The 14,168-nt window shown below is 67.5% G+C and carries 14 protein-coding genes; 11 read left to right on the top strand and 3 right to left on the bottom strand.

All coding sequences use genetic code 11. From position 1 onward, the window contains the following. The first annotated feature begins 17 nt into the window (after positions 1-17). Entirely contained in the window at positions 18-1,208 is a 1,191-nt protein-coding gene (locus D5S18_RS09805; protein WP_120039497.1) for a L,D-transpeptidase, read from the top strand. 59 nt (positions 1,209-1,267) lie between these two features. Here D5S18_RS09805 and mscL read toward each other — a convergent pair whose 3' ends face one another. Together mscL and D5S18_RS09795 are read right to left on the bottom strand one after the other, a co-directional pair. Then, positions 1,268-1,681: a large conductance mechanosensitive channel protein MscL gene (mscL, locus tag D5S18_RS09800; RefSeq protein ID WP_120039496.1), complete on the bottom strand. Its 414-nt coding sequence runs from the start codon at positions 1,679-1,681 to the stop codon at positions 1,268-1,270. A gap of 130 nt (positions 1,682-1,811) precedes the next feature. Continuing rightward, positions 1,812-2,546, bottom strand: a complete 735-nt coding sequence (locus D5S18_RS09795) for an SDR family NAD(P)-dependent oxidoreductase (protein WP_120039495.1) — start codon at positions 2,544-2,546, stop codon at positions 1,812-1,814. 89 nt (positions 2,547-2,635) lie between these two features. Between D5S18_RS09795 and D5S18_RS09790 the strand changes: the two genes are divergently transcribed. The 7 genes from D5S18_RS09790 to D5S18_RS09760 all read left to right on the top strand — a co-directional run bounded on the left by D5S18_RS09790 (position 2,636) and on the right by D5S18_RS09760 (position 10,335). Further along, positions 2,636-3,457, top strand: a complete 822-nt coding sequence (locus tag D5S18_RS09790) for an alpha/beta fold hydrolase (protein ID WP_120039494.1) — start codon at positions 2,636-2,638, stop codon at positions 3,455-3,457. 122 nt (positions 3,458-3,579) lie between these two features. After that, on the top strand, positions 3,580-4,950 hold the full coding sequence (gene mshA, locus D5S18_RS09785; RefSeq protein ID WP_120039493.1) for a D-inositol-3-phosphate glycosyltransferase: 1,371 nt from the start codon (positions 3,580-3,582) through the stop codon (positions 4,948-4,950). Positions 4,951-4,955: 5 nt separating this feature from the next. Beyond that, the gene (locus D5S18_RS09780; protein WP_203236701.1) at positions 4,956-5,438 is read left to right on the top strand and encodes a type III secretion system chaperone family protein; all 483 of its coding nucleotides are present in this window, start codon (positions 4,956-4,958) and stop codon (positions 5,436-5,438) included. Between the two features lie 11 nt (positions 5,439-5,449). Next, positions 5,450-6,334 carry an ROK family protein gene (locus D5S18_RS09775; RefSeq protein WP_120039492.1) on the top strand — a complete coding sequence of 295 codons (885 nt, stop codon included), beginning with the start codon at positions 5,450-5,452 and terminating at the stop codon, positions 6,332-6,334. 71 nt (positions 6,335-6,405) lie between these two features. Continuing rightward, positions 6,406-7,146 (top strand): phosphoglyceromutase, encoded by a 741-nt coding sequence (locus D5S18_RS09770; protein WP_120040486.1) that lies wholly within the window; start codon positions 6,406-6,408, stop codon positions 7,144-7,146. A 276-nt stretch (positions 7,147-7,422) separates the two neighbouring features. After that, a complete protein-coding gene (locus D5S18_RS09765) occupies positions 7,423-8,142 on the top strand; it encodes a S1 family peptidase (protein ID WP_120039491.1) in 720 nt (239 codons plus the stop codon). A 96-nt stretch (positions 8,143-8,238) separates the two neighbouring features. Beyond that, positions 8,239-10,335, top strand: a complete 2,097-nt coding sequence (locus D5S18_RS09760) for a CocE/NonD family hydrolase (RefSeq protein ID WP_120039490.1) — start codon at positions 8,239-8,241, stop codon at positions 10,333-10,335. 83 nt (positions 10,336-10,418) lie between these two features. Here D5S18_RS09760 and D5S18_RS09755 read toward each other — a convergent pair whose 3' ends face one another. Continuing rightward, complete coding sequence (locus D5S18_RS09755) at positions 10,419-11,078, bottom strand: NADPH-dependent F420 reductase (RefSeq protein WP_120039489.1); 660 nt, start codon at positions 11,076-11,078, stop codon at positions 10,419-10,421. A 91-nt stretch (positions 11,079-11,169) separates the two neighbouring features. Between D5S18_RS09755 and D5S18_RS09750 the strand changes: the two genes are divergently transcribed. The 3 genes from D5S18_RS09750 to D5S18_RS09740 all read left to right on the top strand — a co-directional run bounded on the left by D5S18_RS09750 (position 11,170) and on the right by D5S18_RS09740 (position 13,932). Continuing rightward, positions 11,170-11,592, top strand: a complete 423-nt coding sequence (locus tag D5S18_RS09750; protein WP_120039488.1) for a winged helix-turn-helix transcriptional regulator — start codon at positions 11,170-11,172, stop codon at positions 11,590-11,592. A 418-nt stretch (positions 11,593-12,010) separates the two neighbouring features. Further along, complete coding sequence (locus D5S18_RS09745) at positions 12,011-13,246, top strand: sensor histidine kinase (RefSeq protein ID WP_120039487.1); 1,236 nt, start codon at positions 12,011-12,013, stop codon at positions 13,244-13,246. Further along, positions 13,243-13,932, top strand: coding sequence for a response regulator (locus tag D5S18_RS09740; protein WP_120039486.1), 690 nt, complete (start codon positions 13,243-13,245; stop codon positions 13,930-13,932). The genes D5S18_RS09745 and D5S18_RS09740 overlap by 4 nt, the downstream gene beginning before the upstream one ends. Positions 13,933-14,168 lie beyond the last annotated feature (236 nt).

The following is a 14,168-nucleotide window of genomic DNA, read 5'->3' as shown; positions in this document are numbered from 1 at the left end:
CCCGTAGATTCGAAAAAGTGAGCATTCGTCCAGCGGGCCGGAGAGCGGCCGCCTCGTTCGCGCTTGTCGCAGTGATCGCCCTGGTCGCGGGGTGTGGCGGCACTGCGGGCGACAAGAAGGAGAACCCGGCCGCCGCGGCCCCGGTCGCCAAGGTCACCCTGGCCCCGGCCGACAAGGCGCAGAACGTGAATCCGGCCGCGCCTGCCTCGGTATCGGTCGCCGACGGCACCATCGACCAGATCGCGTTGACCAATGCCGCGGGCAAGCAGGTCACGGGCGAGCTTTCGTCGGACCGCCGCACCTTTAAGATCACCGAGGCGCTGGGCTACGACGCGAGCTACACCTGGAGCGGCACCGCCGTCGGCAGCGATCACAAGCCGATCCCGATCGAGGGCGGTTTCACGACGCTCGCGCCGAAGAACACCGTCCCCGCGACCATCAATATCGCCGACAATCAAGAGGTCGGCATCGCGGCCCCGATCATTCTGCAATTCAAGGCGTCGGTGACGAACAAAGCCGCGGTCGAGAAGGCACTCACCGTCACCACCGAACCACCCACCGAGGGCGCGTGGGCCTGGTTCCCGGACGACAACGGCTCCCGATTGCATTGGAAGCCCAAGGAATACTGGGCGCCCGGCACCACCGTGCACGTCGCGGCCAAACTCTATGGTCTGGACCTGGGCGGCGGCAATTACGGGTACACCGATCTGACCTCGGATTTCCGGATCGGCCGCAGCCAGATCGTGAAGGCGAGTGCGCCTAGCCACCGCATGCAGGTGGTGCGCGACGGGCAGACCATCTTCGATTTCGCGGTCAGCTACGGCGAGGGCAATGTGGCGCGCAATGTGACCCGCTCCGGTGTGCACGTGGTGACCGAGAAGTACGAGGACTTCCTCATGTCGAATCCGCCCTTCTACACCAATGTGCGCGAGCGGTGGGCGGTCCGCATCTCCAATAACGGCGAGTTCATCCACGCCAATCCGGAATCGGTGGCGTCCCAGGGTTCGGCCAATGTCACCAACGGCTGTATCAACCTGTCCCCCTCCGATGCCCAGTCCTATTTCCCCACCGCCCTCTACGGCGATCCGGTCGAGGTGACCGGCACCTCCATCCCCATGTCCGCCGCCGACGGCGACCTCTACGACTGGACCATCGACTGGCCCACCTGGCAATCCATGTCCGCCCTGACCGCCAAGCCGGGTTCGTGACAATCGGAATTCGAATGTGAGCGGCCCGCGAGATATCGCGGGCCGCTTTCGATTTCGCGTCAGCGGAGTGAATTTGCTTCGGGGGCGGTGGATTCGGCTCGGGCGGCGAGGAGGTCGCGGATTTCGAGGAGAAGTTCGGTTTGGGTGGGTTCGGACTTCTTGGGGGTGGCGAAGCGGTTCTGGAGGGATTTCATCGGGAGGATGAGCAGGAAATAGAGGACCGCGGCGATCATGACGAAATCGATGATCGCGGTGATGATCGGGCCGACCGCGACGAAGGTGGCGGGCTTGTCGGCCACGAGCTGGAAGCCCAGGCCCAGCTCATTGCTGCCGCCGAGCACGGCGAGCAGCGGGTTCACGATCCCCTTCGTCACCGCGGTGACCACGGCGGTGAACGCGGTGCCCATGACCACGGCCACCGCCAGGTCGATGACATTGCCGCGCATGAGGAAATCCTTGAACCCCTTGAGCATTTCCGCTGACTCCAATCCGGTGTACCAATGTTTCGGACACCAGAGGCTAACGGCTGCGTCGCGGCACGTCTAATTCACGACATACGCGAAAGTTCGGACATTCGCGAAATCGAATGTCCGGCCGCGTAATTCAGGAACGTCGCGCGAAACGACCGGCCCCCGCCTGATCGCGCGGTTTGACGATGATCTGATCCAGATTCACGTGCGCGGGTCGGCTCGCCACGAATCCGACGATCTCGGCGATATCCCCCGCGACCAACGGGTCGATGCCCTCGTACACCTTGGCGGCCCGTTCCGCGTCACCGTCGAAACGCACCAGCGAGAATTCGGTTTCCACCGCGCCGGGCGCGATTTCGGTGAGCCGCACCGGCTTTCCGAGCAATTCCCCGCGCAGCGTGCGGTGCAGCACGCCCTGCGCGTGCTTGGCGGAGGTATAGCCGGCGCCATTGTCGTAGTGGACGAGCGCGGCGATGGAGGTGATGGTGATGATGAGCCCGTCGCCGGAGTCGACGAGTTTGGGCAGCAGCGCCTTGGTCATGCGCAGGGTGCCGAGCACATTCGTCTCCCACATCCAGCGCCAGTCGTCGAGGTCGGATTCGGCCACCGAGGCCATACCCTTCGCGCCGCCCGCATTGTTGACCAGCACGTCCACCTGCGGGACGGCTTCGGTGAAGGCGCGCACCGATTCGTCGGAGGTGACGTCGAGTTCCAGTGCGGTCCCGCCGATCTCGGCCGCCAGCGCGCGCAGTCGGTCGAGTCTGCGGGCGCCGACGACCACGTGGTACCCCTGTGCGGCGAGGGTACGGGCGGTGGCTGCTCCGATACCCGAACTGGCTCCGGTGACGACGGCGGTGCGAGTGCTCATAGTGGCAAATCCTAAAGACAAAGCCCCCACCCCGGCGGTGTGGCCTTCTTCTCTCGAGGACCGCCACGGATATCGCTAGCCTGGGCGTCATGGCTATACGGGAAGCGATCAGCGCTGACGGGACCTCAATCGTCTATCGGGTGACGGGACCCGACGCGGGTCGTCCGCTGGTGCTGCTGCACGGGTGGTCGGCGAACCTGCGCTGCTGGGGCGGTGCGGCCGAGGATCTGGCCGAGCGGTTCCGGGTGATCGCGGTCGATCTGCGCGGGCACGGCTATTCGGGCGCGCCCGAGACGGGCTACGACGATCCGAAGAACTGGGCCGCCGATGTGGCGGCGGTGCTGGCGGCCGAGGACATCACCTCGGGTGCGGTACTGCTGGGCTGGTCCTACGGCGGGATCGTGCTCTCGGACTACCTGAGCGCCTATGGCGCGGGTGCGGTAGCGGGCGTCATCTACTCCGGATCGATGGCCAATATCGGCCGCGGTGTGCCGGGCGCGGCCACCGGTTCGGCCATGCAGGCGGCGATTCCGGGTGTATTCGAGGAGAGCGCGGGCCGCGCGGTGCGCGCCTTCGGTGCGTTCGGCAATGCCAATACCGGCCCCGGTGCGGACCGGGGTGTGGACGCGCAGCGGCTGTTCGGCGCCAGCCTGGCGACCGCGCCTTCGGTGCGCAAGGCACTGTTCTACCGAACCGTCGACAACACCGAAACCCTGCGCGCCCTCGATATTCCGGTGCTGCTGCTGCACGGGACGGCCGATCCGGTGGTCCCGATCGAGAACGCCCGCTACATCCTGGAAACCGCGCCGCACGCGCACGCCTCGTTCTGGGAGGGTGCGCAGCACGGCCTGTTCCTGGAGGATCGAGCGCGTTTCGTGGCCGAGGTGAGCGGATTCGTCGAACGACTTTGACTCGACGGCGGTAAAACTCTTGCGTTATCGGGCGTGAGCGCACTCACCACAGTGCTGTGATGGCTGTCACTGCCGACGGTAGGAGTGCCTGAGTCCGTCGATCCACCGTGCACTATGGATATGTGAGTCAACGCCCGGACGTACGGCCCCGTCGGATCGCCGTGTTGTCGGTGCACACCTCACCGCTGGCGCAACCCGGCACCGGCGATGCGGGCGGCATGAACGTCTACGTGCTGCAAACCGCCCGGCAACTGGCGGCACGCGGCACCGAGGTGGAGATCTTCACCCGCGCCACCTCCTCGCACCTCCCGCCGGTCCAGCAGGCCGCGCCCGGCGTCCTGGTGCGCAATGTGGTCGCAGGCCCGTTCGAGGGGCTGGACAAATACGATCTGCCCACCCAGCTGTGCCCGTTCGCCGCCGAAGTCCTGCGCGAGGAGGCCAGGCAGCAGCCCGGCTACTACGACCTCATTCATTCGCACTATTGGCTCTCGGGTCAGGTCGGCTGGCTGGCCAAGGAGCGCTGGCGGGTGCCGCTGGTGCACACCGCGCACACACTGGCCGCGGTGAAGAACGCCGCGCTGGCGGCGGGCGACCTGCCGGAGCCGAAGACCCGCGAGATCGGCGAGAAGCAGGTCATCGAGCAGTCCGATCGGCTCGTCGCCAATACCGCCGACGAGGCCGCGCAACTGGTCGACCTGTACGCCGCCGCGCCCGGCCGCATCGATATCGTGCCGCCCGGCGCCGACCTCACCCGGTATTCCCCCGGTGCCAAGGCCGCCGCGCGAGCCGAATTGGGTCTTCCGGTGCACGAGAAGATCGTCGCCTTCGTCGGCCGCATCCAGCCGCTGAAGGCCCCCGACGTGCTGGTCGCCGCGGCGGCGGAGGTGCTGCGTCGGGATCCGGGAGCTTTGCGGGTGCTGATCGTCGGCGGACCGTCCGGCACCGGACTGGAGCGGCCCGACGCGCTGATCGAACTGGCGCGCGCGCTCGGCATCGCCGACAGCGTCACGTTCCTGCCGCCGCAGCCGCCGGACCGGCTGGTCCAGGTGTATCGCGCCGCCGACCTGGTCGCGGTGCCCAGCTACAACGAATCCTTCGGTCTGGTCGCCATCGAGGCGCAGGCCAGCGGCACCCCGGTCCTGGCCGCTGACGTCGGTGGACTCGGCACCGCCGTACGCGACGGCGAATCCGGTCTGCTGGTCCCCGGCCACCGCATCCCCGATTGGGCCGACGCGCTGACCTACCTGTTCGCCGATCCGGAACGCCTGCGCCGCATGGGTCGCCGCGCCGAGGCCCACGCCGCCAATTTCTCCTGGGCGCACACCGCCGACGGCCTGCTGGCGAGCTATTCGGCGGCCATCGACAGTTACCGCGTCGATCACGACCTGTCCCGTGCGCTCGGGGAGCGGGTTAGCCTGGAGCGCGCGCTCGGCGAAGGCGGTCAGGCCAGGTCGCGGGCGCTGTGGCGGCGCAGGACGGGAGTGCGGCAGTGAGCGCGATGATCGGAGTCATCGAGGAGACCCTGCGCGCGCGGGAGATCGAGTACACCCACCCGAGCGAAGAGACCTTCGTGGTCGTCCTGCCGGGTGAGCGCAAACTCGAGACCACCGTCATGCTCACCGCGCGCAAGCACAGCGTGCGGGTGGAATCCTTCGTCTGCCGCCGACCCGACGAGAACTTCGAGGGCGTCTACAAATTCCTGCTGCGCCGCAACCGCCGCCTCTACGGCGTCGCCTACACCCTGGACCGGGTGGGCGATATCTACCTGGTCGGCCGGATCGCCGCGCATGCCGTCACACCTGACGAATTGGATCGGGTCTTCGGTCAGGTGCTCGAGGCGGTCGACGCCGATTTCAATGTGCTGCTGGAACTGGGCTTCGCCGAATCCATTCGCAAGGAATGGCGGTGGCGGGTCGAGCGCGGTGAATCGCTGAAGAACCTGCGGGCCTTCGCGCATCTCATCGAATCCGACCAGCCCTGAGCGCAGGCGCGATGACGGTGATCGCGCTCGATATCGGTGCGAGCAAATTCGCGGCGGGGGTGGTGCGCGCAGGCCGGGTGCGAGAAGTGCGGCAGGTCGCCGTGCCGAGCGCGAATGTGTGGGCCGCGTGTCGTGACCTGCTGCGCGCGGTGGCGGACACCCGGCGGGTCGACGCGGTGGGCATCGGTGCGGCGGGGCCGGTCGATGTGCCGCGCGGGGTGATCATGCCGCTGAACATCCCGGAGTGGTGTGACGGGTTCGCACTGGTCGCCGCCGTGCAGGACCTGTTCCCGGTGGCCCGCGTCCGGTTGGCGATCGACGGCGCCTGCCTGGCGCTGGCCGAACACCGGTCGGGCGCGCTGCGCGGTGTGCCCGACGGGCTGGCCATGACCGTCTCCTCCGGAATCGGCGGCGGTGTGGTGCTCGACGGTCGAGTCGCGCTGGGCCGCACCGGGAATGCCGGGCATGTCGGTCATATCGTGGTGCCCGGCTGGGCGGCGCCGTGCGGCTGCGGCGGGGTCGGCTGCGTGGAGGCGGTGGCGAGCGGCATGTCCTCGGCGCGCTGGGCGCGGGAGCAGGGTTGGTCCGGAAGGACGGGGGAGGATTTGGCGGCTTCGGCCCGCGACGGTGATGCGATCGCGCTGGCCGCCCTGGATCGCGCGGGCACCGCGCTCGGTCAGGCCATTGCCTCGGCCGCGGCCCTGCTGGATGTCGAGGTGGTGGTGGTCGGCGGCGGTTTCGCGCAGTCCGGCGAACCACTGTGGACACCGTTGCGTGCGGCCGTGACCAAGCACGCCCGGTTGCGCTTCCTCGATCGACTGCGGGTGGTGCGGTCCCGAATCACCAACGGGGCCACCCTCGTCGGCGCGGGGGTGCTCGCGGAGATGGCGGACTGAGCCCATCGCCGGAGGGACCTCCCACCTCGCCGATGCCACCCGCGTCGAGCGGACCTGCAACAATGGCGCATATGACGTACACCCTCGTGCTGCTGCGCCACGGCGAGAGCGAATGGAACGCGCTGAACCTGTTCACCGGCTGGGTGGATGTCCATCTGACCGACAAGGGCATCGCCGAGGGCAAACGCGCCGGGGAACTGCTGGCCGAGCACGGTGTGCTGCCCGATATCGTCTACACCTCGCTGCTGCGCCGCGCGATCAGCACCGCCAATATCGCCCTGGACGCCGCCGACCGGCACTGGATTCCGGTGGTGCGGGATTGGCGGCTCAACGAGCGGCACTACGGTGCGCTGCAGGGCAAGAACAAGGCCCAGATCCGCGACGAGTACGGCGATGAGCAGTTCATGCTGTGGCGGCGCAGCTACGACACCCCGCCGCCGCCCATCGACGCCGCCGACGAGTACAGCCAGACCGGCGACCCGCGCTACGCGGGTATCGAGGTGCCCAAGACCGAGTGCCTGCTCGATGTGGTCGATCGGATGGTCCCGTACTGGGAGTCGACCATCTCCGCGGAGTTGCGCGCGGGCAAGACGGTGCTGGTCGCCGCGCACGGCAATTCGCTGCGCGCGCTGGTCAAGCATCTGGACGGTATCTCCGATGCCGATATCGCGGGTGTGAATATCCCCACCGGCATCCCGCTGCGCTACGAACTGGACGAGAATCTGCGTCCGGTGCGTGCGGCGGAGTATCTGGATCCGGCGGCTGCCGCCGCGGGCGCGGCCGCCGTCGCCAATCAGGGCGGCCGATCGTAGCCCGCCGCGAAATCCACTGCGCCGCAGCCGCTCCGGTTGCGGCGCAGTGTCGTGTTCGGGGTGTTGTGTCACGACCTGCTCACGGTCTTCGTCGGTGACTGGCCGCCATTCGGTCCGGCTTGGTACCCTCGCCAGCGTCGATGAGCTTGTTCGGCCGTTGAGATGCTTTCTGCCAGGGGGGATTTCGGTCCGCCGCGCCGGGGGTACGCGGTGCGGGGCCTGCTCGTACGCTCCGGCGGGTCCGGGTGAGCGAAAAGAGTGTGCGTGGTGGCAGTGATGGCTCGGCTCGGTCGATGGCTCGCGGCGACGGCGCTGCTCGCGGCCGCCCCGGCACTGGGCGCGGGTCCGGCGGCGGCGGTGGATGGTCCCGCCGTGCTCGGCGGTGGCTCCGGTCTGTTCATCGAGACCTCCGAGCCGGACACGGTCAGCGAATGCACGCTCACCGCAATCGGTTTCGACAAGACGAATACGCTGGTCGGGCTGACCGCGGGCCACTGCGGTGAGGTCGGTATGCGGGTGGCGGCCGAATATTCGCCGAAGTCGGGCACATTGGGTGTGGTGGCGGCCAAATCGGCCGAGAATGACTGGGCCGTCGTCAGATTCGATCCGGCGCGGGTGACGCCGACCCGGCAGGTTGCGCAGTCGGTGATCAACGGGGTCGGCGAGCCGCCGAAGGTCGGCGATACGGTCTGCAAGAACGGCCGCACCACCGGTTTCACCTGCGGTGTCGCGTGGGAGACCAAGCGGGCCTGGTTCCGCAGTCAGGTCTGCGCCAATCACGGTGATTCCGGCGCGCCTGTGTTGGCCGGGGATCGGTTGGTCGGGATGGTGGTGGCCGGATCGGATTTCAAGGCGGGGCCGGTGACGGTGCCGCTGCCGCTGTGCAAGGGCGGCGGGGATCTGCTGCATCAGCCCGAGTTGTCGACCACGATGGCGCTGGTCCTGGGGGATATCGATCGGGCGGGCGGTCCGGGTTCGGGTTTCAAACCCTTCTGACCGGCCGAATGCGTTGATGTTACTCGGGTTTCTTACCGACAGGTAAGTATGTTAGCTTTCGGACGTCCGACCAGTACGAGAGGTGGATCACGTCCGATGAAGTACGCGTTGCGGGCCACCGTGGCGACCGTCGTCGCCGCGGTGCTCGTCCCCTTCCTCGCCTCCGGAGCCTCGGCGGCCCCCGCCCTCTCGGATCCGGCGGCCCCCACCCCGGATTCCGCAGTCCCGATCTCGACCGGCCCCGATGGAGGCGCCGCCGGGGCCGCTTGGACCGCGACCCACGATGGGCCGCAACAGTATCCGCGAGTGTTCATTGACTGGGATGTCCCGATCACGATGAGCGACGGCACCGTTCTGAAGGGCAATGTCTATCACCCAGCGGACGATTCGGGCCGCCCGATCGATACGCCGACACCCACCGTCGTCAATCTGACGCCCTACACCAAGCTCGTCTCCAACCTCGCCGATCACGCGCAGTCCATTCCGGGACTCTCCGACGCGCTGCTCGAGTTCTTCCGACAGATCGACTTCAGCGACACCCCGCTGTCCGGCGTCACCGATATGACCAAGGCATTCGGCGGCGGCGAACTGCGCAACTTCACCGTGGACCGGCAACTGATTCGCAGCGGCTACACCCAGGTCGTCGTCGATGTGCGCGGAACCGGTTTCTCCCAAGGGGTTTGGGATATGTTGCGCCAACGCGAGCAGCGCGACACCGTCGAGGTGATCGACTGGGCCGCTCGGCAACCGTGGTCCAACGGTCGCATCGGCATGAACGGCATCTCCTATTCGGGGATCAATCAGGTGCAGGTCGCGGCCGAGCGCCCGCCCGCGCTGCGCGCCATCTTCCCGGTGGTGCCGGGCAGCGATCTGGTGGACGATGTACTCGCCCCCGGTGGCGGTTTCGGATTCAATTTCATTCCGCTGTGGCTCACCGCGATCAACGGGCTCAAGCTGATTCCCGATCTGGCCGCCGCGCTCGACGGACGCCTCGACACCCGCTGGCTGGCCGACCGCGCCCGAGATCCCTTGACCTTCATGGACGTGCTGCTCAACGTCTACACCGCCACCAAGGTGGACGATCTCGACACGCGCGCCAAGGAACTGCTCACCGACGGATCCGCGCCGCGTCAGGCCTGGTTCGGTGAGCCGAGCCGAATCCAGGTGCCCACCTTCGTCACCGGCGGCTGGCACGATCTGTTCACCTATTCGGAATCCAAGATCTACAACGAGATTCCGCTGCCCGCAGGGCAGAAGCAACTGCTGATGGGCAATACCTACCACGTGAATTCGGGCAATGAATACGGCAAACCCGGCCTGCCGCCGCGGCTGGATGTATTGCAGCGGGCCTGGTTCGACAAGTGGCTCAAAGACATCGACAACGGGATCGACCGATTCGGTCCGGTGACCTTGCGGCAGCAGGGCGGCGGCTGGGTGACCAGCGGCGGTTTCGGACCCTCGGCCACCGGCGCCGACGCGGCCGAGTACCGCAGGATGTACCTGTCCGCCGCCCGCAGCGGCACCGCCAACAGCGGCTACGACGGAACCCTCAGCGGCACGGCCACTTCCGAGGACGCGCGGCTCACCGTCGCACCGGGGCTGACCAGCCTGTGCTCCAATGACGCCGCGCAGGGCAGCGCGGGCGCGCTGTCGATCATCGACGGCTGCGCCAAGGATTCCCGCGTCGAGGAACTCAACGGACTGACCTTCACCAGCGAACCGGTCGCCGAGGCGACCGACCTGTCGGGTCCGATCGCGGTGCGGCTCAATACCGTTCAGGACGCGGCCGACGGCTACTGGGTCGTCACCGTGAACGATGTCGCGCCGGACGGGCGTTCGAGTGTGCTGTCCTCCGGGCAGTTGATGGCCTCGCTGCGGCAGGTCGACGAGGCCAACAGTTCTCGCTCCGCCAGTGGCGATTACACCGATCCGCGCGCGTTCACCTCATTGGACCGGCGCGAGCCGACCGTGCCGGGGGAGGCGACCACGCTGGATATCGCGTTGCCCGCCACCGAGGCGGTGCTGCGACCCGGCCACCGGCTGCGCGTGGACGTCTACGCGGGCAACTTCCCGAAGGGCCTGCCCGTCCTCCCACTGCTGCTCGACACCGGTCTGCGCCCGCAGCACCTGCAACTCGACCCGGCCCGCCCGAGTTTCGTCAACCTGCCGGTGCGCGGTAATCCCGGCTGGTAGTGGCGGATTCGAAGGGCGTCTTCGCGCGACAACGGCGTCGCACGAAGACGCCCTTCCGGTATCTCGGCCCGGTTGATTTCGGCTCAGTCGACTTCGGCGAACGCGGCGTCGAGCGGCGGCAGCGCCGCGCGCGGATCATGTCCGGCGAACCAGAGCCCGACCACGAGCACCGACATCGCCTCCAAATACCTGGCCTGGTGCAGTCCACCCGCGGGCATCGGTCGCAGTCGCAGATCCTCGATCAGCCCCGAGACGACCCGCACACCGTTCTCGTCACCGCACAGCGGGACCCCGAGTCGGCGACCCTCGAATTCCCGTGCGGGCGACGCCCATACCTCCGCCGCGCACAGATTGAACGCCTTCACCACGCTCGCGCCCGGCACACTCGCCGCGATGCGCTCGGGCACCGCCTCCTCGCTGAGCACGAACGCCGTCATCCCTTCGCCCGCGGCCGCGTCCGGAATGAACGCGTTGGAGCAGTCGATCAGCACCTTGCCCGTGAATCCCTCCGGTGCGGAACGCAATACGTCATCCCAGGCGCTCGGCGGGATGGCCGGCAGCAGCACCTCGCCGAAATCCACCGCCGCGGCGATGGTTCCGGCCCGCGCGCCGCCCAGTTCCCGTGCCGCCGCCTCGGCCGCGCCGACATCACGCGCACCGACGCGGATCTCGTGCCCGGCCGCGACCCACCCCGCACCCAATGCCCGCGCCATCGCGCCGGCACCGATGATCCCGATTCGCATCTCAACTCCTCATTCGAGAGAACAACATTCGAGAAACTAGGCACCCCGATAGGCACCCGCGGGTGCCCAACGGCTTGGCATAGTGGGATCAATGACGCTCGACCAGGCCGAACCGATTCAGTTCCTACCGCCCTACGGCGACTACGAGGCGGACTGCCCGGCCCGACTCGGCGTCGACCTGTTCGGCAACTCCTGGCTGCCGGTAGTGGTGTACACGCTGCGCGAGGGTCCGATGCGTCCGGGCGAGTTGCGCGCGGCCATCGGCGGCATCAGCAAGAAGATGCTCACCCAGACCCTGCGCCGCATGGAACGGATGGCCCTGGTCGAGCGCCACCGCTACGCCGAGGCCCCACCGCGCGTCGAATACCGACTCACCACCGCGGGCACGGACCTGTTGATCCCCCTCTACGCCCTCGGTGACTGGGTAGACAAACATGGACGCACAGTGACCGCCGCCATGGCGGCGGGTGCCGACGAATTGGAGCAGCCCCTGACTATTCGACGTAACAACTGATTTCGTGAGAGTCCGGGTAACTCACCGGGAACGCCCAAAGGTCGAGTGTTGCTCAACCGCAGGTCCGGTGACCGACAGTCGAGGCACTACGACCGGCAGAAGTCGCGGGGAGGCGGATGGACGCACAGTGACTGCCGCCATGGCGGCGGGTGCCGACGAATTGGAGCAGCCCCTGACTATTCGACGTAACAACTGATTTCGTGAGAGTCCGGGTAACTCACCGGGAACGCCCAAAGGTCGAGTGTTGCTCAACCGCAGGTCCGGTGACCGACAGTCGAGGCACTTACGACCGGCAAAAGTCGCGGAGAGGCGGACAGAGCGTGAACGGCAGGCTAACGGTGGCACAATCGCCTGTGACCTGCGTGAAACTTCGAGTACCTGTGCTCGGCGCGTCGGTCGGCGATCGTACGATTCAACTGTGAGTGTTCCCCAGACCGTGCTGCTGGCAGTTGTCGCGGCCGTCGTAGGTCTGGCAGTCGGCGGGCTACTGATCCCCTACATGAATGCCAGGCAGGCCGCGCGCCGCCAGGCCGAATCGGGGCTCACCATGTCCCAGGTGCTCGACCTCATCGTGCTCGCCTCCGAGAGCGGTATCGCCGTCGTCGACGAGTACCGCGACGTGGTGCTGGTGAACCCCCGCGCGGAGGAACTGGGCCTGGTCCGCAACCGTCTGCTCGACGAGCGCGCCTGGGCCGCCGTGGAGAAGGTGCTGGCCTCCGGCGAATCCGCCGAATTCGACCTGACCGCGAAGAATCCGATGCCCGGCCGCAGCCGCATCGCCGTGCGCGGGGTGGCCAGGCCGCTCTCGCGCGAGGAGACCAACTTCACCGTTCTGTTCGCCGACGACGATTCTGAACAGGCCCGCATGGAGGCCACCCGCCGCGATTTCGTGGCGAATGTCAGCCACGAACTCAAGACGCCGGTCGGCGCGATGAGCCTGTTGGCCGAGGCACTGCTGGAATCGGCCGACGACCCGGACGCGGTGCGGCACTTCGGTCAGCGGGTCCTCGGCGAATCGCGCCGCCTCGGCAAGATGGTCACCGAGTTGATCGCGCTCTCGCGCCTGCAGGGTGCGGAGAAACTGCCCGACCTGTCGGTGGTCGATGTGGACACCGTGGTCAACCAGGCCGTGGACCGGTCCCGCACCGCCGCCGAGGCCGCGGGCATCACCGTCAGCACCGACCGGCCCAGCGGCCTCGAGGTGCTCGGCGATGAGACGCTGCTGGTCACCGCCCTGTCCAACCTGGTGGAGAATGCGATCGCCTATTCACTGCCCGGCTCGCACGTCTCGGTCAGCCGCTCGCTGCGCGGCGATCATGTGGCCATGGCCGTCACCGATCGCGGTATCGGTATCGCCAAGGAGGACCAGGAGCGGGTGTTCGAGCGATTCTTCCGCTCCGACAAGGCCCGTTCGCGCGCCACCGGCGGCACCGGCCTCGGGCTGGCTATCGTCAAACATGTGGCGGCCAACCACAACGGTGAGATCACCCTGTGGAGCAAACTGGGGACCGGATCGACATTCACCCTGCGAATACCCGCCCACCACGAGACCGACGGTGATGAGGATTCCGCCGAATCCGCAGTGGGCACGAGAGAAATAAGCCCGCGTCCCATGGGGCCGGGTCGAACCAACGGTGTGGAGGCACGCAGATGACGAGTGTTCTGATCGTCGAGGATGAGGAGTCGCTGGCCGATCCGCTCGCCTTTCTCCTGCGCAAGGAGGGATTCGAGGTCACCGTGGTCGGCGATGGACCCTCCGCGCTCGCCGAATTCGATCGCTCCGGCGCGGATATCGTGCTGCTGGATCTGATGCTGCCCGGTATGAGCGGCACCGATGTGTGCAAGCAACTGCGCACCCGCAGCGGTGTTCCGGTGATCATGGTGACCGCCCGCGACAGCGAGATCGACAAGGTGGTCGGCCTGGAACTGGGCGCCGACGACTATGTGACCAAGCCCTATTCGGCGCGTGAGCTCATCGCGCGCATCCGCGCGGTGCTGCGGCGCGGCGCGGGCGACGATCTGGATGGCGGCAGTGAATCCGGCGTGCTGGAGGCCGGTCCGGTGCGGATGGATGTCGATCGGCACACGGTGCTGGTCAACGGCAAACCGGTCACCCTGCCGCTCAAGGAATTCGACCTGCTCGAATACCTGCTGCGCAATTCCGGCCGGGTGCTCACCCGAGGTCAGCTCATCGACCGGGTATGGGGCGCGGACTATGTCGGCGACACCAAAACCCTCGATGTGCACGTCAAGCGGCTGCGCTCCAAGATCGAGGGCGATCCGGCCAAGCCGGAACACCTGGTGACGGTGCGTGGCCTGGGATACAAGCTCGAGGCGTGATCCGGGCCCGGCCGCGGCCGAGCGACGTGGCTGGAGGCGGTAGCGCAGCGTAGCCACGGAGGTCACCGGGAGGCCGCAGATCGAACACCGCGGCCGAGCGACGTGGCTGGAGGCGGTAGCGCAGCGTAGCCACGTAGGTCACCGGGAGGCCGCAGATCGGACACCGCGGCCGAGCGACGTGGCTGGAGGCGGTAGCGCAGCGTGACCACGTAGGTCACCGGGAGGCCGCAGATCAA

The sequence above is a fragment of the Nocardia panacis genome (genome assembly GCF_003598715.1).
Lineage (GTDB): Bacteria > Actinomycetota > Actinomycetes > Mycobacteriales > Mycobacteriaceae > Nocardia > Nocardia panacis.
The sequence above is the reverse complement of the archived record's forward strand: the minus strand, read 5'-3'. Positions and strand labels throughout refer to the sequence as shown.